Annotated in this window: 23 protein-coding genes; 16 read left to right on the forward strand and 7 right to left on the reverse strand. The window is 46.4% G+C overall.

The window, feature by feature from the left end:
- Nucleotides 1-223: 223 nt before the first annotated feature.
- The 10 genes from hisIE (at nucleotide 224) to EZE20_RS01570 (ending at nucleotide 9,922) form a co-directional block, all read left to right on the forward strand.
- A complete protein-coding gene (gene hisIE, locus EZE20_RS01530; RefSeq protein WP_132113746.1) occupies nucleotides 224-823 on the forward strand; it encodes a bifunctional phosphoribosyl-AMP cyclohydrolase/phosphoribosyl-ATP diphosphatase HisIE in 600 nt (199 codons plus the stop codon).
- Between the two features lie 14 nt (nucleotides 824-837).
- Nucleotides 838-1,173 (forward strand): phage holin family protein, encoded by a 336-nt coding sequence (locus tag EZE20_RS01535; protein ID WP_132113748.1) that lies wholly within the window; start codon nucleotides 838-840, stop codon nucleotides 1,171-1,173.
- Nucleotides 1,174-1,248: 75 nt separating this feature from the next.
- Nucleotides 1,249-1,596: a phage holin family protein gene (locus EZE20_RS01540; RefSeq protein ID WP_132113750.1), complete on the forward strand. Its 348-nt coding sequence runs from the start codon at nucleotides 1,249-1,251 to the stop codon at nucleotides 1,594-1,596.
- Between the two features lie 89 nt (nucleotides 1,597-1,685).
- Nucleotides 1,686-2,081, forward strand: coding sequence for a hypothetical protein (locus EZE20_RS01545; protein ID WP_132113752.1), 396 nt, complete (start codon nucleotides 1,686-1,688; stop codon nucleotides 2,079-2,081).
- Nucleotides 2,062-2,838 carry a geranylgeranylglyceryl/heptaprenylglyceryl phosphate synthase gene (locus tag EZE20_RS01550; protein WP_132114179.1) on the forward strand — a complete coding sequence of 259 codons (777 nt, stop codon included), beginning with the start codon at nucleotides 2,062-2,064 and terminating at the stop codon, nucleotides 2,836-2,838. Before EZE20_RS01545 ends, EZE20_RS01550 begins: the two co-directional genes overlap by 20 nt.
- Nucleotides 2,839-2,998: 160 nt before the next feature.
- Nucleotides 2,999-3,175 (forward strand): PG1828 family lipoprotein, encoded by a 177-nt coding sequence (locus tag EZE20_RS23900; RefSeq protein WP_165933381.1) that lies wholly within the window; start codon nucleotides 2,999-3,001, stop codon nucleotides 3,173-3,175.
- 71 nt (nucleotides 3,176-3,246) lie between these two features.
- Entirely contained in the window at nucleotides 3,247-3,861 is a 615-nt protein-coding gene (locus tag EZE20_RS01555) for a SprT-like domain-containing protein (RefSeq protein WP_132113754.1), read from the forward strand.
- A complete protein-coding gene (gene porU, locus EZE20_RS01560; protein WP_132113756.1) occupies nucleotides 3,833-7,249 on the forward strand; it encodes a type IX secretion system sortase PorU in 3,417 nt (1,138 codons plus the stop codon). Before EZE20_RS01555 ends, porU begins: the two co-directional genes overlap by 29 nt.
- 106 nt (nucleotides 7,250-7,355) lie before the next feature.
- Nucleotides 7,356-8,567 carry a type IX secretion system outer membrane channel protein PorV gene (porV, locus tag EZE20_RS01565; protein WP_132113758.1) on the forward strand — a complete coding sequence of 404 codons (1,212 nt, stop codon included), beginning with the start codon at nucleotides 7,356-7,358 and terminating at the stop codon, nucleotides 8,565-8,567.
- 65 nt (nucleotides 8,568-8,632) lie between these two features.
- Nucleotides 8,633-9,922, forward strand: coding sequence for a M16 family metallopeptidase (locus EZE20_RS01570; protein ID WP_132113760.1), 1,290 nt, complete (start codon nucleotides 8,633-8,635; stop codon nucleotides 9,920-9,922).
- Nucleotides 9,923-9,996: 74 nt separating this feature from the next.
- Here EZE20_RS01570 and EZE20_RS01575 read toward each other — a convergent pair whose 3' ends face one another.
- Nucleotides 9,997-10,716, reverse strand: a complete 720-nt coding sequence (locus EZE20_RS01575; RefSeq protein WP_132113762.1) for an MIP/aquaporin family protein — start codon at nucleotides 10,714-10,716, stop codon at nucleotides 9,997-9,999.
- A 160-nt stretch (nucleotides 10,717-10,876) separates the two neighbouring features.
- Between EZE20_RS01575 and purB the strand changes: the two genes are divergently transcribed.
- Nucleotides 10,877-12,232, forward strand: a complete 1,356-nt coding sequence (gene purB, locus EZE20_RS01580) for an adenylosuccinate lyase (RefSeq protein ID WP_132113764.1) — start codon at nucleotides 10,877-10,879, stop codon at nucleotides 12,230-12,232.
- Between the two features lie 13 nt (nucleotides 12,233-12,245).
- On the opposite strand, the gene proC is transcribed toward purB, so the two are convergent.
- The 3 genes from proC to gatB all read right to left on the reverse strand — a co-directional run bounded on the left by proC (nucleotide 12,246) and on the right by gatB (nucleotide 15,841).
- Complete coding sequence (gene proC, locus EZE20_RS01585; protein ID WP_132113766.1) at nucleotides 12,246-13,049, reverse strand: pyrroline-5-carboxylate reductase; 804 nt, start codon at nucleotides 13,047-13,049, stop codon at nucleotides 12,246-12,248.
- Between the two features lie 119 nt (nucleotides 13,050-13,168).
- Nucleotides 13,169-14,314, reverse strand: coding sequence for a TlpA disulfide reductase family protein (locus tag EZE20_RS01590; RefSeq protein ID WP_132113768.1), 1,146 nt, complete (start codon nucleotides 14,312-14,314; stop codon nucleotides 13,169-13,171).
- 33 nt (nucleotides 14,315-14,347) lie between these two features.
- Complete coding sequence (gene gatB, locus EZE20_RS01595) at nucleotides 14,348-15,841, reverse strand: Asp-tRNA(Asn)/Glu-tRNA(Gln) amidotransferase subunit GatB (protein WP_132113770.1); 1,494 nt, start codon at nucleotides 15,839-15,841, stop codon at nucleotides 14,348-14,350.
- A gap of 179 nt (nucleotides 15,842-16,020) precedes the next feature.
- Here gatB and EZE20_RS01600 point away from each other — a divergent pair, with 179 nt between their 5' ends.
- The 5 genes from EZE20_RS01600 to EZE20_RS01620 all read left to right on the forward strand — a co-directional run bounded on the left by EZE20_RS01600 (nucleotide 16,021) and on the right by EZE20_RS01620 (nucleotide 19,333).
- Nucleotides 16,021-16,332 carry a DUF6922 domain-containing protein gene (locus EZE20_RS01600; RefSeq protein WP_132113772.1) on the forward strand — a complete coding sequence of 104 codons (312 nt, stop codon included), beginning with the start codon at nucleotides 16,021-16,023 and terminating at the stop codon, nucleotides 16,330-16,332.
- 247 nt (nucleotides 16,333-16,579) lie between these two features.
- Complete coding sequence (locus EZE20_RS01605; protein WP_132113774.1) at nucleotides 16,580-17,434, forward strand: ABC transporter ATP-binding protein; 855 nt, start codon at nucleotides 16,580-16,582, stop codon at nucleotides 17,432-17,434.
- Nucleotides 17,435-17,443: 9 nt separating this feature from the next.
- Nucleotides 17,444-18,241, forward strand: coding sequence for a hypothetical protein (locus EZE20_RS01610; protein WP_132113776.1), 798 nt, complete (start codon nucleotides 17,444-17,446; stop codon nucleotides 18,239-18,241).
- A 12-nt stretch (nucleotides 18,242-18,253) separates the two neighbouring features.
- Nucleotides 18,254-18,634 carry a GntR family transcriptional regulator gene (locus EZE20_RS01615; protein ID WP_132113778.1) on the forward strand — a complete coding sequence of 127 codons (381 nt, stop codon included), beginning with the start codon at nucleotides 18,254-18,256 and terminating at the stop codon, nucleotides 18,632-18,634.
- A gap of 12 nt (nucleotides 18,635-18,646) precedes the next feature.
- Complete coding sequence (locus tag EZE20_RS01620; protein ID WP_132113780.1) at nucleotides 18,647-19,333, forward strand: hypothetical protein; 687 nt, start codon at nucleotides 18,647-18,649, stop codon at nucleotides 19,331-19,333.
- Nucleotides 19,334-19,423: 90 nt separating this feature from the next.
- Here EZE20_RS01620 and EZE20_RS01625 read toward each other — a convergent pair whose 3' ends face one another.
- The 3 genes from EZE20_RS01625 to EZE20_RS01635 are packed head-to-tail and all read right to left on the reverse strand — an operon-like array spanning nucleotide 19,424 to nucleotide 22,324.
- Nucleotides 19,424-20,818, reverse strand: coding sequence for an NAD(P)(+) transhydrogenase (Re/Si-specific) subunit beta (locus EZE20_RS01625; RefSeq protein WP_132113782.1), 1,395 nt, complete (start codon nucleotides 20,816-20,818; stop codon nucleotides 19,424-19,426).
- Nucleotides 20,819-20,856: 38 nt separating this feature from the next.
- Nucleotides 20,857-21,138: an NAD(P) transhydrogenase subunit alpha gene (locus tag EZE20_RS01630; protein WP_132113784.1), complete on the reverse strand. Its 282-nt coding sequence runs from the start codon at nucleotides 21,136-21,138 to the stop codon at nucleotides 20,857-20,859.
- Between the two features lie 46 nt (nucleotides 21,139-21,184).
- A complete protein-coding gene (locus EZE20_RS01635) occupies nucleotides 21,185-22,324 on the reverse strand; it encodes a Re/Si-specific NAD(P)(+) transhydrogenase subunit alpha (RefSeq protein WP_132113786.1) in 1,140 nt (379 codons plus the stop codon).
- Nucleotides 22,325-22,451 lie beyond the last annotated feature (127 nt).

A 22,451-nucleotide genomic window follows, 5' to 3' on the forward strand; every position in this document is an offset into this window, starting at 1 on the left:
GGAATTAGGTTTTTAGCCATTAGGAACTATGTTATTGTAAATCAACATTTTGTGATACGATTAAACATAATATAATTTTGCACAAATACTTAAGTATTTGTGCATATTTAGTTTTCATTAAATAGATAATCAAATAATGGCACAAATATTTGATTATCAGCACAATAAATCACTAACGGCTAATAACCTAAAAGCTAATAGCTACTTACATTCCTTTACCTGTATGAATATAGACTTCAATAAATCTCCCGACGGACTCATTCCGGTAGTCATTCAGGATAGTCAAACCAGCAAGGTGCTTATGCTTGGCTACATGAACGAAGAAGCGTTGGTCAAAACGCAAACCGAACAAAAAGTTACCTTTTTTAGCCGCAGCAAACAACGCCTGTGGACCAAAGGCGAAACCTCAGACAACTTTTTGTTTGTAGAGCAAATTCTGACGGACTGCGACGGAGACACGCTTTTGATCAAAGCCCGGCCCGCCGGCCCCACCTGCCACACGGGTGCCGATACTTGTTTTGAGGAAACAAACCGCGGTCAGGCTCAGTTTTTGAACTACCTTCAGCAGCAAATAATTCGTGATCGCAAGGCCAATCCTTCGGACACTTCTTACACAACTTCCCTCTTTAATAAAGGAGTAAATAAAATTGCGCAGAAGGTAGGCGAAGAAGCCGTGGAAGTAGTGATTGAGGCGAAAGATCAAAACCACGACCTTTTCAAAGGTGAAGTAGCCGACCTGCTGTTTCATTTACTGGTACTTCTTGAACACAAAAACATTGATTTAGACGAAGTAATTAGCGTACTTCGTAGCCGTCACCGTTAATTATTCAACTATCCATGAAACTATTAATACGATTAGTAATCAGCACTTTGGCCATTATCGTAGCCGCAAACCTACTCGATGGCGTGGTGGTTTCTGACCTTACCAGTGCTGTTGTCGCTGCCATTGTGCTGGGTTTGTTAAACACTTTTGTGAAGCCGGTTTTACAAATCCTGGCGCTTCCCATCACTATTCTTACCCTCGGCTTATTTTATTTAGTCATTAACGTACTCATCATCTACTTTGCCGCAAGCCTGGTTGATGGGTTTGAGGTAACTGGATTCATTACAGCTTTGCTATTCGGATTGATTGTTTCGATCATTTCCGGAATTTTAGGAATGTTTCTGGATTAAAAAAACCTTACCCAAAATCATCCTGCCGCCTCCTTGGGCTCGGCGGGATGTTACCCTCATTAAAATCTGATTGGCATGTTTCGACAAATCGAAGAAATCAGAGAAACTCTTTTTAAATATCTCGAAACCCGCATTGAGCTGTTTCAAATTGAGACCCGCGACCGCATTGAGCAACTGATTATCACCCTTTTATTTTTTTTGATCGGGGCTAGCTTCCTGATTGTGGTGTTGATTCTGAGCATTCTGCTGCTTGTGGCTTTGCTCAATCAATGGCTCGATAGCAGGTATGCAGGATATTTGATCATGATTGGTTTTTTTGCCGCCCTCGCTGGAATTTGGTTTGTCAAACGAACAGCTGTTCTGCTGTTTTTACGAAGAATCATTACAAAAGCAATGCAGGAAAAAGCCGGGACAGAGCTATAATTTAAGAGTTCAAAAGAAACGTTTAGGGGCAATTCATTACTTTTGACTAAATTTAACGATCTGTCCAACCCGGATTAATCCTTTGAAAAATGAGCTTATTGAGCAAACATACGCAGCCATTTTCGTCTGATACGCACCGACAAAAGGAAGAATTAAAAGCCGAAGTCGACGAATTTCGTCAGCGGCTGGACGCTCAGTGGGCCGATTTGCAGACCAATGCCCTGCACTATGGCAAACAGGCCCTGGTGATTGGAGGAGTCATTGCAAGTGTATATGTATTGCTGGAAGCCCTGCTTCCAAACGAAGAAGAAACCCAACCCATCCCTATGCCTGAGCGGCCTGCCCGTGTACAGAATCGGGATGAATTTCAGATTGGCAGTGCTCTGCGTAGCCTTGCCTGGACGCTCGCCGTTGGCTGGGCCCGTCAGCAACTATCTCATTATATTGAAGCAGAGAATAAACCGGATGCAGCAAGAGAATCATAAAATAGCGGATCTAATTCAGAAAAAACGTACGGAACGAAAAAAGTCGTTTGCCGTTCTGCTGGATCCAGATAAAATTGACCTTCCTTCTTTTCCCGAGTTTCTTGGTCAGGCGGTGGCTTGTGGAGTAGATTTCTTTTTTGTAGGAGGCAGCCTCGTGACCCGATATGCAATTGATGACATGGTGGCCGCCATTCATACGCATACGTCCATTCCAGCCATCCTGTTTCCTGGCAACAGCCTGCACATTGAACCTTCGGCAGATGCCATTTTATTGCTTTCTCTTATATCGGGCCGGAACCCTGAGCTGCTCATCGGGCAGCATGTGGTAGCCGCACCTTTGCTGCGCCAAAGTTCGCTTGAAATCCTGCCAACGGGCTATATGTTGGTAGAAAGCGGCAAACTTACCACGGTTTCCTACATGAGCAATACCATTCCAATGCCTTCCGACAAACCTGGTGTAGCTGCCTGTACGGCTATGGCAGGCGAAATGCTGGGCCTTCGCTACATGTATCTTGATGCAGGAAGTGGCGCCCAACAAGCTGTACCCGAAGCACTTATTGCCGCCGTAAGAAGCGCAACCAACACCCCTCTGATCGTCGGTGGTGGCATTAATACAGGTGAAAAAGCATACCTGGCACTCGAAGCCGGGGCCGACATTATTGTGGTAGGTAATGGAATAGAGCAAAATTCATATTTACTGCCCGAAATTGCTCAATGCGTAAAGGCATTTAATCAAAAAACGCTCAAAGCAATCTAAGTCATTCTTATTTGTAGACGCTTTCTATTGTACAAAAACAAGCCATTCCATTATTTTCTAAGGAAATTCTAAGTTCTTAGAAAAATACAATCACAATAGCTTTGTAATTCGATATTAAGTAGTAATTTTGTTGCAGAAACCTTAAAAACACCGAAAAAAAATGAAAAAAGTACTTGCATTCGCATTCGTAGCTGGTATGATCACTTTCGCATCTTGCACAAGCAAGCCTGCTGAAGAAGAAGCTACAACAGACACAACAATGACCATCGAAGCTGACACTACAATGGCAGTTGACACAATGGCAGTTGACACTACAATGGCAACAGACAGCTTGTAAGAAGCAGTCGTCATTGGCGAAATCAAAAGATAGTCCTATGAAAATAGGGCTATCTTTTTTTATTTAGGGGTATGAAAAACAGTACATCCCTGGCGCAATACCTTCCGGCAGCAGCTTTGCCTTATTGCCTTATGCTTTGGGAAAAACATGGCTTTGAGCTTCGGGTAGTTAAGCCCCGCCGCACCCGATTGGGTGATTTTACAAAAAAGCCAAATGAACGCCCACGCATTACCCTTAATGCAAACCTGAACCCCTATTCATTTCTACTCACGTACTTACATGAAGTGGCGCATCATGTGGTCTATTCTACATACAAAAAACGAGTAAATCCGCATGGCTCCGAATGGAAAAAGTGCTTTCATTTGTTGCTGCTTCCAGTACTGAACGAAGATTGTTTTCCTGCGGATGTACTGCCCGCCCTGATCCGGTACGCAGCCAATCCCAAAGCGTCTACCGGTGGAGATCCGAATTTGGTGCACGCACTGGCACGTTACGATCAGGCAGGATTGATTTGTAGTAATAAAAAAATCCTTTCACACCTTATTGAAGGAGTAAATTTCGTTTTCCAAAATAGAGAATTTATTCGCGGTCCCCTGCGACGAACCCGAGTGCTGTGTGTAGAAAAAACCTCCAACCGTCGCTATACAATTCCGGCCCATGCATTGGTGGAAGAATGTAATCCATAACCGGCTCCGGCCCGCTTTCTTTGCGCTCCTTTTCTTTTTTCAGGGAATTACGGGACTGCCCCTGCCGGCTTATGCCCAATCGCAACCTTCGGTATTGGCTACCGGCACCTGGTACAAAATAGCCATTCCAAATTCTGGAATTTATAGGTTAGATGCTCAATGGTTTAAAAAACAGGGACTTGATGTATCAGGACTGAACCCGAAAAGATTTCAGATTTACGGCAACGGTGGCAGCATGCTCCCACAAAGCAATCACGCGCTGCGCCCGCAGGACTTGCGTCAGAATGCTATTTTAGTCATCGGGCAGGAAGACAATCGCTTTGATGCCACGGATGCCGTCTTCTTTTATGCCGAAGGTCCGCACGTTGTTTCTTATGATTCGCTGACTCATTCTTTTACTCACGAAACAAACGCCTACTCCGACAGCAGCTACTACTATTTCACTATTGGTCAGGAGCCCGGCCTGCGCATCGCCACCCGCTCATCCCAACCAAACAACGCTTCACTTACCACGCAGTTTGATGACTATTGGTTTCAGGAAGATGAAACCGTCAATTTGCTGCAATCCGGGCGCGAATGGTGGGGAACTTATCTGGGGCTTTCCGGGCAGCATCGGATTCAGCTCGAACGCCCCGGCATTATTCCCGGCTCGGCAGCACAGCTGCGCGTGTCGGCTATTGCGTCCGCACAAGTACAAACATCCTTAACCTCCCGCGTGAACGGAACGGAACTCGGTCAACAGACCTTCGGAACCGTGAGCACCTATCGCTACGATTTACAGGCACAGCGAAGTAGCAAATCATATCCATTTACTATTCCTGGCGCAGCTCCTGCATCGCTCGATCTTCAATTTACCTTCACCAAAAATGGCCAGACAAATGCACAGGCCTACCTTGATTTTGTAGCCCTGCATCTCAAACGGGAACTGAGAAGGTATGCCGATCAGCAGCTATTTCGCTTCCTGCCCACCACAGATTCTTTGGTTACCTATGGTTTTCAAAATATTACGGAGAACTGGCAGGTATGGGATTTATCTGATCCGCTTCGGCCCGTCGGCGTGCAGCTTGACAAAAAACCGGATGCTTCGGCCACTTTTGGGGCATCTGATGGTGCAAACGCACGCTTGTACGTAGGGTTTTCTCCTGAACAATCGTGGGAACCCGTCTCCTGGCAAAAAGTTTTGAACCAAAACCTGCATCAGCTGGAAGTCCCGGAACTGCTGATTGTAACACCAGAAGCCTGGAAGCAGGAAGCAAACCGTCTGGCTGAATTTCGGCAGACAAACGACCTGCTGACCACCGCAGTCGTAACTACTGAACAAATTTTTAATGAATTTTCAGCGGGCAAGCCTGATCCAACGGCCATTCGGGATTTTGTGAAATGGTTGTACGATCAAAATCCAGCAACCTTTAACTATCTCTTGCTTTTTGGGGACGCTACCTATGACTATAAAAACCGTAGCGGCAGGCAGTCGGCTACCCAACAGCAGCAATGGGTACCTGTGTATCAAAGCAGGGAGTCGCTGCATCCGGTGTATACCTATTCGTCGGATGATTATTTTGGATTTTTAGAAAATCATGAAGGTGAATGGCTGGAATCAACCGCCGGCGATCATACGCTGGATATTGGTGTAGGAAGGCTGCCAGCCAAAACCAGGGAGGAAGCACGTAGGCTGGTTGACAAATTAATTCGGTATGGCTCAGCAGGAAAAGCGCTTGGAAAGTGGCGAAATACTATTCATTTTGTAGCAGATGACGGAGATAGCAACATCCATCAGCAACATGCAGACGCCCTTGCCAAACTCGCCGGGGAACAGTTTCTGACCCAACGTCTTTTTGTTGATGCTTTTTCAGGAATTTCGTCCGCCGAGGGAAATAAAAAACCAGAATTGAACAGAACGATCCGGCAAAAAATTAACGACGGAACTTTAATTCTAAATTATACCGGACACGGCGGGGTATCGGGCTGGGCTGAGGAACAGATCCTGACCCTGGAAGATATGCAAAACGTCCACGGACTGCACAACATGCCCCTGCTCCTGACGGCCACCTGCGAGTTTGGGCGCTACGACGACCCCTCTGTGGTGTCGGGCGCCGAATTAATGGTCCTAAGCCCGCGCGGGGCGGCTATTGGCGCTCTGACAACCACCCGCCCGGTATTTTCAAGTACAAATTTCTCCCTAAATGAAGCTTTTTATCAGGCTTTAAACCAACAAGGGCGAACTGCCCGGCTAGGCGATCTCATCAAAAGCACAAAGAATAATAGCCTGAGAGGCAGTCTCAATCGCAATTTTGCGCTCCTCGGTGATCCGTCCATGCGCCTCGCTCAGCCTGAGCACGAAATTTACTGGACTTCTGAACAGGATACGTTGCGCGCTTTGAAAAAAATAACGCTTCATGGTTCAATCCGAAGCCCGCAAGAAGACCATGCCGATGAAACTTTTGACGGAACTGCCTTTCTTTCAATTTATGACAAGCCCAAGGAATTCCGAACGCTGGGCCTTAACGGCCCTTCTGCCACTTATCGTGAACATCGAAACAAGCTTTTTGAAGGAAAAGTAAGTGTAAAAAAAGGCCAATTCAGCTGCACATTTATAGTGCCACGCAACATTGACTACCGGCTGGGCAAAGGCCGCGTCGACGTGTATGCTCTCCGGCAGGATAGTCTTGCGGATGCCGGGGGACAGCTATCGGTGTGGGTAGGTGGCGATTCCGACGCTCTCCCCGACCGTGAGGGGCCTTCCCTGCAAGCGTATATTAATGATCCTGATTTTCAAAATGGCCAGGCTGTTCCGTCAAGCTCCGTTTTGTGGATCAAGGCCTACGACCCTGGCGGAATAAGCGTCTCTTCGGCAGGACTGGAACAAAATCTGACCGCTACTCTGAACGACTCCGTAACTTTTCTGTTGAACGATTACTATCAGGCAGATTTGAATGATTATCAGCGTGGGACAATCCGGTTTCCACTCGATCAGCTTCTTCCGGGAAACTACGTCCTTCGAATAATTATTCGGGATATTTATACTAATCCCTCAGAACTAACGTTGCGCTTTAGTGTTGGTTTGCCTGAGGGTATTCGCCTGAGTAATACAACACTGTTTCCTAACCCATTTTATGATCGGCTTTCATTTTCACTGACCCATAATCGCCCACAGGAAGATGTAGAACTAGTTTTCCAAATACTAAGTTTATCCGGTCAAATTCTGCAAACATTCAAAAGATTATATTATACTAGCGATTCCGAAGTAAACGAAACGATTGAATTTTCTCCTGCCAACCCCTTACAAACCGCTCAGGCGCCAATATACTTGTACATGATTCAAATACGTTCTTTAAAAGATCATAGCACAGACCGAGGATCAGGGAAGCTAATTCATGCAGGCCGATAATCGTTATTTCACACAAATATTTTAATAATTCTAGTACTTTCGTTGTAAATTTGATCCCTACTGTCTGAGCCATCCCTGTCGCTCTTTACAGCCAAACCAAGGAAATATGAACCGTTTTTTCGCTAGTTTATCTTCTCTCTTAGTACTCTCAGGCGGTTTTTTGACTGCACATGGTCAGCTTGTCACTGGACAAGACACCACTAACCGTATCATTACCACACCCTTAGCCTTTTTAAATTTTGCCCCTGATGCCCGTAGCGCTGCTTTGGGCGATGCAGGAGTAGCGCTTAGTCCGGATGCAAATGCTACCTACTGGAACCCGGCCAAGCTACCTTACCTGGAAGATGATTATGGTGTCTCACTTTCGTACACGCCCTGGTTACGTAATTTGGTTGATGACATGTACCTTACGTACCTGACAGGATACAAAAAAGTGGCTAAGGGACAGGTTGTTGCATTGTCTGTAAATTATTTTGACCTGGGCGTTCTGGATTTTCGTAACAATCAGGGCGTGAATATCGGCACTTTCAATTCGCGGGAGTTTATGTTTGGTGCCACCTATGGTCGTCAGCTGGGCGAAAACTTTTCCGTAGGTCTGACCCTGAAATACATCAATTCTAATCTTGCCGGAAGCTCGATTATTAACAACGTCTCTATACGTCCGGCATCTACCGCAGCAGGTGATATCAGCGCATATTATAAAAAAGAGTTTACCAATGAAGAAACAGGCAGCAATCTCCTTTGGAGTTGGGGTTTAATGATTTCTAATTTGGGAGGCAAGGTGTCCTATGGAAGCGATGACCGGTATTTTATTCCTACCAATTTTAAACTTGGAACCGGAATTTCCTACACCGCTGATGGCCGCAACCGCTTCAATTTTGTGATTGATGCCAACAAACTCATGGTGCCAACACCACCAGTTTATACACTCCAAAACAATGAATTGGTTGTAACCCGTGGTGTTGATCCTCGCAACTTGTCGGCATTGAGTGGTATTTTCGGCTCCTTTGCGGATGCGCCCGATGGATTTAGTGAAGAGTTAAAGGAAATTATGATTTCTACGGGTGTAGAATATTGGTATAACGACGTATTCGCTGCTCGTTTTGGGTATTTCAGCGAAAGCCGCATGAAAGGCGATCGCAAATTCTTTACCATTGGTTTTGGCGCACGTTTTCAACAAAAATACGGAGTTGATTTTGCCTACCTGATGCCTCAACGGCAGGGAAGCCCACTGGCACAAACGCTGCGGATTTCTTTGTCAGCTAACTTGCAAAAGAAAGACCGTCGGGCACTTGACGAAGATGGCGAAATGAACTAAACATACAAATTCATGCTTTTCTGAATGACGTCCCTACGCAGGATGTCATTCTTTTTTTATACCCTATGCATTTAGATCGAACAATTGCCCCACCCTATCGGGTCATTCAGCGGATCAACCTTCCGCCTATCGAAACGTTTCCGTTAGCCAACGGCCTGCCTCTACACGTAATCAATATTGGGGAGCAGCCCGTGGTCAGGCTTGAATGTATATTTGAAGGTGGTGCCTGGCACGAATCTACACCCGGCGCCTCTTACTTTGCCATAAAAATGCTGTCGGAAGGCACACATGCGCACAGTTCTGCCCAAATCAGTGCTGCTTTTGACCGGATAGGCGCTTTTCTGGAACTAAGTCATTCTTTTGACCGGGCCAGCCTTGTCGTGTATTGCCTGACCCGCTTTTTGCCTGAGGTTCTGCCTTTGGTGCAGGAACTGATTCAGGAAGCGGCTTTTCCGGATAAAGAATGGGAAGATCTGCGCAATATAACGTTGCAAAATCATCGGGTCAATTGGGAAAAGAATGCCTTTCGGGCGACGTCTTTTTTTCGTAAAAATATCTTTGGTGAATCTCATCCCTATGGCCGAAGCCAAACGGAAGTTAGCATTACAAATCTGGAAAAAGCGAAAGCTATCCAGCATTACGATACATTTATTCGCCACAAACCCTACCGGATTGTTTTGGCAGGGAAGGTAGGAGAAGCCGAAATCGGCCACGTAAATGCTGTGCTTGGCAATTCAAATGATCTGATCACTCCCATTCAGCCATTATCAGCCCCCAATTCCCTGGTACCTGCCGACGAAGCAAAAAATCTGTTGATTGAACGTCCGGAAAGTATACAGTCATCGATTCGTTTTGGAAAGCGGCTGTTTACCCGAAATCATCCTGATTACTTCAAAATGTTGGTCACAAATGAAATACTCGGCGGGTATTTTGGCTCTCGTTTAATGAAAAATATTCGGGAAGAAAAAGGACTTACCTACGGCATTTCATCCAACATTACGACTTTTCGTAAGGAAGGTTATTTTATGATTGGTACGGATGTAAAAAAAGAATTTACCCAGCAAACCCTGGACGAAATCTATAAGGAAATCAACATCCTGCAAACGGAACCCGTACCCTCTGATGAACTGCAAACGGTCAAAAATTTTATGGCCGGTGAGTTTGCCGGATCACTCAATACAGCATTTGATGTTGCCGACCGACAGAAAATATTAATTATGGATGGCTTGCCTAGTGATTTTTTTGAGCAATATGTAGATCAAATCCATGCAACTACCGCCGACGATGTATTGCAAATTGCCCGGCAATACCTGGATCCTGAGTCAATGACCGAAATTGTGGTTGGAGGAAAATAGCTAAAAAATCAGGGGAGCGAAGTTGATTTCTCGTTCCCCTGCTTTATCCAAAACCACATCAGTTCTTCTTTTTATTACAAACCAAAAATTCCAAGGAAAATGGCTGCCAAAGCCGCTCCTAAAAATGGACCCACGATCGGAATCCAGCTATACCCCCAGTCTGACTCTCCTTTGCCTTCGATCGGCAGCAACGCATGGGCCAGCCGAGGACCCAAATCCCGCGCAGGGTTGATGGCATAGCCCGTTGTACCACCCAAAGACAACCCAATGCTCCAAACCAGCATACCGACCAGATAAGGCCCCAAACCAGTAGCAATTTGTTGTGTTTTTCCCAAAGCAACTACACCAACAATGAGCACTATTGTCCCCAAAATCTCGCTTATCAGGTTTGGAACAGTAGCACGAATGGCCGGGCCGGTAGCAAAGCAAGCCAGCTTGGCACCTGCGCTCGGGGTTGCTTTCCAGTGGGGTAAATAGGACAACCAAACCAGCGTAGCTCCAATAAACCCTCCAATGAGCTGGGCAGGAATGTAACTTGCCATTTTGGAGAAATCGCCTGTACTGACTGCAAAAGCTAACGTAACCGCAGGATTATTATGAGCGTCGGCACTACCGAACGCATTGGCCGTAAAAATTCCCATGACCACGGCCATTGCCCAGCCCGTAGCAATGACAATCCAGCCAGCATTATGGCCTTTGGTTTCATTCAGTACCACGTTTGCCACAACACCGTTACCCAACAATAGTAGCACGAGCGTTCCCATGAGCTCGCCAAGAAAAGGAGAAGTAGACATAAATCAGAAAAGGGTTAAGAATCTTATAAAATCGAAAATAAAGAAATTATTGTAATTAATCGTTGATAAATCCTACCTGAACATTTTCGTAACTATTACGAAGGCGTAAAGGGTTAATTCTCTTAACTTTGCGCCTCTTAAATCAACATACAGTTAAATTATGAATTTGAATCAGCTTACGGCAATCTCTCCGGTAGACGGCCGCTATCACAGGCAGGTAACCGAGTTGTCCTCGTACTTTTCGGAATATGCGCTCATTTATTACCGGGTGTTGGTCGAGGTAGAATATTTTATTGCCCTGTGTGAACTGCCGCTTCCTCAGCTAAACCATATTGACGAGACTTTTTACCCAAAGCTTCGGGATATATACAAAAACTTTTCGGAGGCTGATGCTCTTCAAATTAAGGAAATAGAGAAAGAGACGAACCATGATGTAAAGGCAGTTGAATATTTTTTAAAGGAAAAATTTGAAGCCCTCGGCCTCGAAAAATACCTGGAATTCATTCACTTTGGCCTTACTTCACAGGATATTAACAATACAGCAATTCCGCTTTCGCTAAAAGATGCCCTCGAACGACAGGTAAAGCCTCTCTTTCGGCAGGTACTTTTTGTACTAAAACGGATGTCAATCGAGTGGCGCAATGTACCAATGCTGGCTTTTACCCACGGGCAGCCTGCATCTCCTACACGGGTTGGGAAAGAGTTTCTGGTGTTCGTAGAAAGAATTGAGCGGCAGTTTGAGCTATTGGATCAAATTCCCTACTCAGCAAAATTTGGTGGTGCTACCGGAAACTTCAACGCTCACCACGTGGCTTATCCAAAAATTCAGTGGATGGAATTTGCCCATCATTTTGTAGAAAGCCTGGGACTGAAACGCAGCCGTCATACCACCCAAATTGAGCACTACGACAATCTTGCCGCCACTTTTGATGGACTGAAACGTCTGAATACTATTTTGCTGGACTTGAACCGGGATCTGTGGACGTATATTTCGATGCATTATTTTAAACAAAAAATCAAAGCAGGCGAAATTGGTTCTTCGGCGATGCCGCATAAAGTAAATCCAATTGACTTTGAAAACTCCGAGGGAAATTTGGGGATCGCCAATGCTCTTTTCGACCATTTTTCATCCAAACTACCCATTTCCCGGCTCCAACGCGACCTCACGGACTCTACCGTACTGCGCAACATTGGCGTTCCAATTGCGCATCAGGTCATTGCCCTGCACTCTCTGCTGAAAGGCCTGGGGAAACTGGAACTCAATGATCAGGCGATTCGGTCAGAACTGGAAGAAAACTGGGTGGTAGTATCCGAAGCGATTCAGACCATTTTACGCCGCGAAGGCTATCCAAAGCCCTACGAAGCCCTGAAAGAACTGACCCGTACCAACGAGCATATTACCCACGAAGCCATTTCACGATTTATAGAGACTCTGGATGTAGCCGAAAATATCCGGGAAGAGTTAAAGCGCATTACGCCATTCAACTATCTCGGAATTGTGGAAGAAACCCGCTAAGCGGAACGCTATTCTATCCGTTTGAAAGTTCCGTAGCTCTTTGTTGGGCGGCATGAATGCCTCGTATCAGCGAGTCGGCCGTGCCGCCTTCTTCAAATTGCCGCAAAGCTGCCTCGGTTGTTCCTCCTTTGGAAGCGACCGCTTTGATGAGTTCATCCAACGAACGGTCGGCAGTATTGATCAGGTGAAAAGAACCCAACATCGTTTGCTTGACAAGCAGCGAGGCAACCGATTCTTCAAAACCCATTTGCTTTCCGGCTTCAATCATCGCTTTTACGATGTAGAAAAAATAAGCGGGACCACTGCCACTAAGCGCCGTAACGGCATCAAGCTGCGCTTCATCTTCCAAAAACACCGACCGCCCCGTAGCGTTAATCAGGTTTTCAATCTTACGCAGCTGATTCATGTCTACTTCGGGAGAAGCCGCATAGGCCGTAATACCCATGCCGAGCATTGCGGGTGTATTGGGCATCGCCCTGATAACCTCCTGATGATTAAGTGTTTGTTGAATCAGGCTTATGGGAATACCCGCCATAATGGAAAATACTACCTGACCGGGCTTAATGACGCTCCGCAACGACTCCTGAACAAGCGAATAATCCTGAGGTTTTACGGAAAGAATCACAAGGTCATAGTCGGCAATTTGTGGGCCGATGATTCCGGTTAGGACGCCCGGCTGAAAGCCCCGGAGACTTTCCATGCGTTCAGGACTTTTTTCTACTAACAGAAAATCTTCTTTTTTGACCAGATCAAATTTCAGAAAGGCACGGGCAAAAGCCATACCCATATTTCCACAACCGATTATCGCAATTTTCATGAGCCAGAAGGTAGGTTTGAGGCAGTTTGAGACATAACTATTTGTTAAAACAGAACGCAAGTTACGAAGAAAGCCCGACGGTCGGTCGGGCTTTCTAAGGTTTATCACCACCTGCAAAACTACTTTTCTCCGTCTAATAGCTCAGCCAGTTTGTTTTCAAGTGATGGGCCGCGCAAATTTTTCGCGATTACTTTTCCGTCTTTATCCAACAAATAGGTAGCCGGAATGGCATTGACACCGTATAATTGGGCCACAGCTGAGCTCCAGTATTTGAGGTCGGAGCCGTGGGTCCAGGTCAGGCCGTCTTTTTTTATAGCGGCGGTCCAGGCGTTCATATCTTTGTCCAGCGAAACGCCGTAAATGGCAAATCCTTTGTCTTTATACTTTGCGTACATTTTTACCACGTTGGGGTTTTCCATGCGGCAAGGGCCACACCACGACGCCCAAAAATCGAGCAGAACGTATTTGCCACGCAACGACGAAAGACTCACCTGCTGACCTTCGGGGCTATTGAGTGTAAAATCCGGCGCTTCGTCGCCAACGGCCACTCCTTTGATCCGCTTAATGTAGCCAATATAGGCCTGTACAATTTTTGGGGAAGGATTTTCTTGGGCAAAGCGCTGCGCCACGGCTTCCATGTCGGCAAGGTCGCGCTGAGGATTAAGCAGATTATTGGCGGCAAAAATAGCCACGAGCGAAGTTCCCATTTCGGGAATCAGGTTTTTGATTTTTGTAACGTGCTCGGCTTCTGCCTGCTGAAAATTAGTCTGAATTTCCTGAATTTTCTTCGTGTCTTTTTTCTCGTTAGCCTTAGCGTATTCGTCATTCCATTTGTTCACTTTGGAAACCATCGCCTGATTCATATCGATCAGTTGGGCATAGTACTCCATATTTTTAGAGCCCTTGACCTCTGCTTTCCCGGCCACGCCTTTGGAGTCGGCCTCGTAGCCATCGGCCAGAACGGTCAGTTGCTCGCCGCCTTCAATGAGCAGGATTATTTTTTGGCGCTCAGCGATGTTGAGGATATAAAAATTGCCTCCATCTTTTTCAACACCTTTGATGGAAAAATTCCCGTTGGCATCCATCGTAGTGGAGTCCAGCGTAGTGGGCGGATTGGTTGAAAATTGCAGATAAATTTTTTCTCCTGCATTCCCATTTTTTACTTTACCCGAAACCGTAAACTCCTTTGCCACAGGAGTCTCCTGCGCCAATACCGACAGGCTAGTTGCCCACAGCATCAGGAAAAATGTCATCTTCTTTATCATATATCTAGTTTAAATTAAGCAGTCTCAACTTATTTATAGTTTTTCGGCCAGCAGCTGATTTATCAGTTTGGGGTCAGCCGTGCCTTTAGACTTCTTCATGACTTCTCCTACAAAAAGTCCCATCAGCCCTTTTTTTCCTTTTTTATAAGCCGTTACCTTATCCGGCATTGCATTTAGCACTTCATCTACCAACGTTTCCAGTTCGTTTGTATTGCGATTTTGCAACCAGTTATTGGTTTCGGCCAATTCGCGTGGCGAACGATCCGGGGCTTGTAAAAGAGCGGGGAAGGCTTTCTGTGTAGCCGTTGAGTGGCTAATGACCTCCGTTTCCACGAGTGTGATCAATTCCGCAAGCACCTGTGGAGTCAGGCTAAAATCGGCAATATCCGTACCACTTTCGTTCAGGTACGATTTGACGGGCCCCATCAACCAATTGGAAGCTGTTTTGTAAGCATTAGTATGGCTGCACAGATTCTCAAAATAGTGCGCCATTTCGCGGGTATCGGTCAGCTGTTGGGCATCGTAAGCAGGTATGCCGTAGTGCGACACAAATTTTTCACGAAGCTCGCGGGGCAAGGCCGGCATTCGGCTGCGTATTTCCTGAATGGTCGCTTCGGGCAGCACCACCGGGCACAGGTCCGGGTCTGGAAAGTAGCGGTAGTCATTCATGGTTTCTTTTACACGCATGCCATAGGTTTCGCCCGTTTCGGCATCAAACATACGGGTTTCCTGAAAAAGCGAATCGCCGTTTTCAAGCGTAGCCACTTGCCGCCGCCGCTCAAATTCTACGGCCCGCATAATGTTGCGAATCGAATTCATATTTTTGATCTCGACCTTCGTACCCAACTCGGATGCTCCGGCAAGGCGCACCGACACATTGACATCGCAGCGAAGCGAGCCTTCTTCCATGTTTCCATCACTTACGTCGAGGTAGCGGGCCAACCGGCGAATCTCGGTAACAAAAGCGCCTGTTTCTTCGGCTGAGCGCAGGTCAGGTTCGGTTACCATTTCGATCAGGGGCGTTCCGGCGCGATTGTAATCCAGCTGCGTTTCGGTTTGGTTGCCATCGTGAACAGATTTCCCTGCGTCTTCTTCGAGATGAATATGATGAAACCGAATCGTTTTCTCGGTCACTTCATGGTCTTTTCCTTTAACCGAAATAGTGACAGCCCCACCTACACAAATCGGTGCTTTATCCTGCGAAATCTGATACCCTTTGGGCAGATCGGGATAAAAATAATTTTTTCGGTCAAAAATCGTCCGTTCGCTGATGGTACATCCGCAGGCCAAACCCATCCGCACGGCGTATTCAACGGCTTTTTTATTCAACTTCGGGAGCGTACCGGGCAAAGCGAGGGTCAGCGGACTGATGTGCGTGTTGGGCTCGCCGCCAAAACGGTTGGTATCAGACGCAAAAAGCTTGGATTCCGTGAGGAGTTGGCAATGTACTTCCAGGCCGATGACGGTTTCGTAGCTGCCAAGAAGCTCGTCAGGGATGGTCGTTGGTGTAAGTTTTGTAGAAATCATAGAAGCAAAGGACAATATGTACAAAGATAGGCAGATAGGACAAAAAAGGGAAGGATTGGGGCGAATTGGCAGCAGGCCGGTATTTGTGCGGGTTGGCTTGACAACTTATGTTAGAAGTAGTACCTTGTCGGTAGCAGCTTTGTCAGAAGAAATCTGTAATCAATAAAATTACGTTTTTTATGCAACCAAAATCATCATCTGCCCGCCCTTCGATTTCGAAACTGGCGTTTTGGGATGTGCAATGGGAATCTATTGACTTTGAAGCGGATAGTTTGTTTGTCATAGGAAAAGTACTCAACTACGGCACCTGGGACGACATTGTTGCCATGCTTCGATACTATGGGCTGGAACGCGTTCGTGCGGAAGTTGTGCATGGAACGTACTACAAAAAAACTGCTTTATCATTTCTCTGCCTTCTTCTGGAATTGGAAGAACAGGACTTCGTAGTATATCAACAACGTCAGGCGCGCCGCCCTGCCTGGAACCACTAAGTTTTATGTTACATATCCAAACAGTACCCCCTGACACGTGGATACTATTGCAGCAATTAAGCGATATTCTGCACATACGCTGTGTTTCAACCCCTTATATTTCTACCCGATAAATAGCCAACTCCCCGATTTCCCCTTTCCATTCAGCAATCAACTTTTTCATTTTTTTCTTCAATCTCTTTTTTTGATAAAATAAATTTATAGTTTTGCAGTGTACTATTATACTAATACACTATAACTAAACTCTATGCTAACTCTCCAAGATGTATCTTTTGGCTATAACAAGCGCAGGCTGCTGTTTGACAGGCTGTCCATGCAGCTTGAACCGGGAAGTATTTATGGACTTCTGGGAAAAAACGGAGCGGGAAAGTCCAGCCTGATGCGCTGCATGGCCGGACTGCTTTTTCCGCTCAATGGAAACATTGACATCAACGGGCATGCGCCCAAAAATCGGGAACCGGCCTTTTTGCAGGACATTTTCTTTATTCCCGAAGAACCCTACCTGCCCAATTTGACAATTGACAAATTTGTAAAAACACGGGCACCCTTTTTCCCGCAATTCGATGATGCGTTGTTTCTACATTACCTTTCTGAGTGCGAGATTCCGACAGCAGGAAAGCTTAGTGAACTGTCGTTTGGCCAGAAGAAAAAGGTGCTTATTTCCTTTGCTTTGGCCACCAATGTGCGGATAGTTTTGATGGATGAGCCCACAAATGGCCTCGACATTCCATCCAAAAGTCAGTTTCGGCGTATGGTATCTCATGCCTTGCAGCCGGATCGCCTGATTCTGATTTCGACGCATCAGCTGCGGGATCTGGAAAATCTGATTGACTATGTTCTGATTCTTCATGAGCATAAAATGGTCATGCAGCACAGCTTGCAGGAAATTTCGGAGCGACTGCATTTTGGCGTTCGCCCTTCTCTTGACGAACACGTGTTGTACTCGGAGCCGTCCCTACAAGGCTACAAAACGGTACGTGTCAATCTACATCAGGAAGAAAGCCGCGTAGAATTTGAGGCGCTTTTTCAGGCCGTGGTGGCGCAGCCCGAACGCATTCAAACCTTATTCCAAAACCCCATGCTACAACCCGTTCAAAAATAAAAATCATCTATGAATCAGACATTTAACCTTCATCGTTTCGGGCTGATGGTTCGGCTTGAACTGGCTGAAAAAGGACAGAGTTATTTGCTGTCCATACTACCTATTTTGCTTTTTCTCTTTGCAATGATGGTACCTATCACCTTTTCCAAAGAGTATAACTCAAACTTAGAGGGACTGCATCCTGCAGCACTATTACTGTCAGTATTCCTGGGCGGAAGTTTTTATACGAGCCTGGCATTTAATCAATATGGGGCACCTGCAAATGCAATTTCTGAGGTAATGATTCCGGCTTCGCGCCTGGAAAAATTTTTCTGTGCATGGTTTCTAAATCTGCTATTCATTATACCATTATTCGGTCTATTTATACTTCTCTCCGACTGGACAACCAATTTTGCCAACCATAGGCTTTCTCAATTAGGTATTCGTGAGCAATACGTTATGCTTCCTGCTGAGATGCGTAACACATATTTTCTGTTTTATATAATTATCAATGGATTAGTTTTTCTGGGATCTATATATTTCAAAGAATCTGCTTACCTGAAAACTCTCGGACTCACGATTGCGCTTTTCATTGTTCTTCTGGTAGGAAATCAGTGGTTTGCCCGTTACCTCACCTCTTTTCCAAAAAATAGTCTTCACATATCTCCATTCGAACCGGGCTGGCAAATAGTTTTAGAAGAATCTTCTACATATCACAATATAATGCTTGCACCGGCAATGCAGACCTATGTAAATTTTCTGCCCTTTCTGGTCCTAGTAGCCTTGTGGTACATTACGTATATCCGCCTTACCGAAAGAGAAATTTAACCCCGTAGCCTCATGGAATTTAAAGATAAACAATCCATTTACCTCCAAATCGCTGACTATGTGTGTGAGCAAATTCTGCTTGGCCAATGGCCTCCGGGCGAGCGTATTCCGTCGGTGCGCGATTTGGCTGCTGCGCTGGAAGTAAACCCCAATACGGTCATGCGTACGTATGAATTTTTACAAAGTCAGGAAATTATTGCCAATAAGCGCGGCATTGGATATTCGGCTGCCGAAAATGCCCGTCAGCTTATTGTGGCCTTCCGGCGGGAGCGTTTTTTAGAAAATGAATTGCCTGAGTTTTTTAAAACGCTGTACTTACTGAACATCTCTATGGATGAGCTGCAAACGCGCTACGAACAATTTGTCGCCCTCGAATTTCCATCAACACCTTAACTCGTAACTCCCATGAAAACCAGCAACCTACTACTCCTGTCCCTGCTTGCCTTTGTCTTACTGTCAATGGTTGGGGCTAATCTTTCGTTGAAACAACAATTTGATGCCATCGATTGGAGCAATCCGTACCGAGGCTACACCCGTGATTCGCTTCGGGCATTTAAATATCTCAAAATAACGGGCATACCTTCCCGCTATGTAGCGATTGAGTCCGGCGAAACATTCGAGCTCTGGAAAGCCAATAAGGAGAACCAACAGTTTACGCTTGGCTGGGAACTGCATGGGGATACCTTGGTGGTAGTTCAAAAAGAAGAACCGTCGGATTTTAGTTATAATTCGGAAAGTATCTTTGAATGGTCGCCGGATGCCTATATTAAGGTCCCTGATATTCAAGGAATTTATTCAAGTTCACGCCTCAGGATAACAGCTTTAAAGGGACCTTCATTAGATGTTTTTCAAGAAGGAAACAAAATGCTTTTCAACCGAAATGCCCTGGATTCTTTGCGTATTTTGGGTACATCCAATAGCCTTCTGACAGTAGACAGTACCAATCAAATAGGCGTGGCTTCCATTCAAATGCGAAACACAAGCAGCCTGACTATTGGAAAAAATGCAGTAAAAACACTTCATTTACAGGCTGATAGCACTACACAAATTCGTGTACCTGGCTATTTACTCAGGAATAAAGTTAATCTGTAACTAAAAAGGCGTGCAACTTCGCAGCTGCACGCCTTCTATGTTTGAGTAAATGGTTTAGGGTTTTTAAAAGCTAAACCCAACTCCGTTTTTTTACATTTCCTTCAACTCTCCCACCATTTTGGTAAGTGTCGATTTGGCATCGCCAAACAGCATCAGACAGTTGGGGTAGCCAAAGAGTTCGTTTTCAATACCGGCGTACCCGGCTGCCATGGAGCGCTTGCTCACAATGACGGTACGGGCTTTGTCGGCGTTCAAAATCGGCATGCCATAAATCGGGCTCGCCGGGTTGGTACGCGCGGCGGGATTTACAACGTCGTTGGCACCGACCACGAGCACGACGTCGGTATTACTAAAATCATCGTTAATTTCTTCCATTTCGATGAGTTTATCATACGGCACATTCGACTCCGCCAAAAGCACATTCATGTGGCCGGGCATACGACCCGCTACCGGGTGAATGGCAAACCGAACGTTGATGCCTTTTTTCTCCAAAAGATCCATCATCTCGCGCACCACGTGCTGTGCCTGCGCCACGGCCATTCCGTAGCCGGGCACCACAATCACCGACGACGCAGAGTCAAAAATCATGGCGGCTTCTTCTACACCTACTTCTTTAATAACCATATCGCTCGCACTGCCGCCGGCCGCAGCCCCGCCCGAAGTAGCGCCAAAGCCACCCAACAATACGCTGATGAGCGAGCGGTTCATGGCTTTACACATAATTTGGGTCAGGATAATTCCCGAGGCACCCACGAGTGCTCCCGTGACGATCAGTACGCTGTTGTTGAGCACAAAACCCGTAGTACAGGCGGCCATTCCGGAGTAGGAATTGAGCAGCGAAATAACCACCGGCATGTCTGCGCCGCCGATGGGAATGACGACCAAAATCCCCAACACCAGCGAAATAACCCCCATCACGATCATCGCCGTGACGGAGCCCGTTTCGATGGCGACCAGTACACCGCAGGCAACAGCCGCAAGCAGCAGCACAAGGTTGAGCATATGCTGTCCTGAAAACACAATGGCATTTCCACTGACTTTCCCGCTGAGTTTTCCGTAGGCCGTCAATGAGCCGGTGAAGGTAATACCGCCAATAATCACCGACAATAGAATGCTGATGATGGTAATGAGGTCGGTGGAAAGGCTGGGTTGTTCTACGGCCCGGGTCCAGTAGTCAGAAAAGGCAACGAAGAGCGAAGCCGCTCCTCCAAATCCATTGAAAATAGCGACCATTTCGGGCATTTGGGTCATTTCTACCCTTCGTGCCCACACCAGGCCGATTGCCCCACCCAGCAGCATGCAGCTGAATGTTTCGATGGGTGTAAGCAACTGTGACTCTACCAAAGTGGCCAGTACAGCCAAAAGCATAGCTACGGCCGAGAGGATATTGCCCTGCCGGGCTTCCTGCGTGCGGTTCAGTTTTTTGATCCCGACAATAAACAGGATCGTAGCTACGAGATACGTAATTTGTATAAGAATATTCATGGAATGCTGTTAGAAGTTAAACCGTAACGAACGGATCATCATTTTTTCTTTTTGAACATTTGGAGCATCCGGTCGGTAACGGCGTAGCCTCCCACCACGTTGATAGTCGCCAAAATCAGGGCTACCATTCCCAGGTATTTGCTGATTTCGCCTTCGCGTACACACAAAATAGCCCCCACGATGGTAATACCCGAAATGGCATTGGAGCCCGACATCAGCGGCGTGTGCAGCGTTGGCGGTACCTTGGCAATGAGCTCAAAACCACAATAACTGGCCAATACCAGGATGTACAGCAGGAATATGAAATTTTCTAGTGACATAGTCTTTTGTTAAATAGTTGATTGGAAAACAGGTACCTGAGTTTTCTTACGATTTCGTTTTGGCCAAAATCTCTTTGGTAAAAGCATGCACCAACTCTCCCTGATGCGTAATCAGGCTTCCTTTGGTGATGTCCTCTTCCATTTCCCACTTCAAGCCATCTTTGGTAGCCAAATGAAGCAACAGGGTGGAGATATTTTTGGCGTATAACTCACTGGCGTTGATCGGCAGCAACGACGGAATATTTGGCTCTCCTATAATCGTGACGCCGTGCTTCACCACCGTTTTTCCAAACTCGCTCAGTTCGCAGTTTCCACCCGATTCTACTGCCATATCGACAATCACAGAGCCGGTTTTCATGGTTTTGACCATTTCTTCTGTAATCAAAACCGGTGCCTTGCGACCAATCACGAGCGCTGTGGTAATGGCAATATCTGCCTCTTTAATCCGCTCTTTGATCAGCTTTTGCTGTTTTTCCAGATAATCTGCCGATACTTCGCGGGCATACCCGCCTTCTACTGTTACTCCCTCGGCACCTTCCACGGTCAGGAAGCGGCCACCCAGCGACTCCACCTGTTCTTTGGTTTCGGGGCGCACATCGGTGGCTTCTACCACCGCACCCAGGCGCTTGGCCGTAGCAATTGCCTGCAAGCCAGCCACTCCTGCTCCAAACACAAGTACCCGCGAAGGTGTAATTGTACCTGCGGCGGTCATCATAAGCGGGAAGATTTTTCCCAGGGCATTGGCTCCCAGAAGCACTGCTTTGTAACCAGCAAGGTTGGCCTGCGAGCTGAGTGCATCCATTTTCTGCGCCCGCGAAATCCGCGGAACGGCATCCATCGAAAAAGCCGAGATTTTCTTTTGGTTCAGGGCCTCCACTACCGTCGGAATCGTGTAGGCATACAGGTACGACAACAGCACACTTCCTTCTTTCATTTGTGCTACGTCGCTTTCCGTAGGTGCATTGACTTTCAGGACAATGTCTGCCTCCGCGAAAGCCGCGGCTGCATCAGGGGCAATGCTGCCACCGGCCTGTACATAGGAAGCATCCGAAAAGTAGGATGCCTCACCGGCACCGGTTTCGATCACGCAGGAGAAACCAGCTTTTTGAAGAGATTTTACCACATCGGGTGTAAGAGCCACGCGCCTTTCCAAAGGCTTGGTCTCTTTGGGAACTGCAATTTTCAAGGGTACATGAGGTGATTTAGTGAACTATACGACTACATAACGGACGACAAAGGTAGGGCAAACAACCCTATTCGATCCATTATTTTTTTAGTATAGAGCAGTAAAGGACTGAAATATAATGATGTAC

The sequence above is a fragment of the Arundinibacter roseus genome (assembly GCF_004348825.1).
In the GTDB taxonomy this organism is placed as follows: domain Bacteria; phylum Bacteroidota; class Bacteroidia; order Cytophagales; family Spirosomataceae; genus Arundinibacter; species Arundinibacter roseus.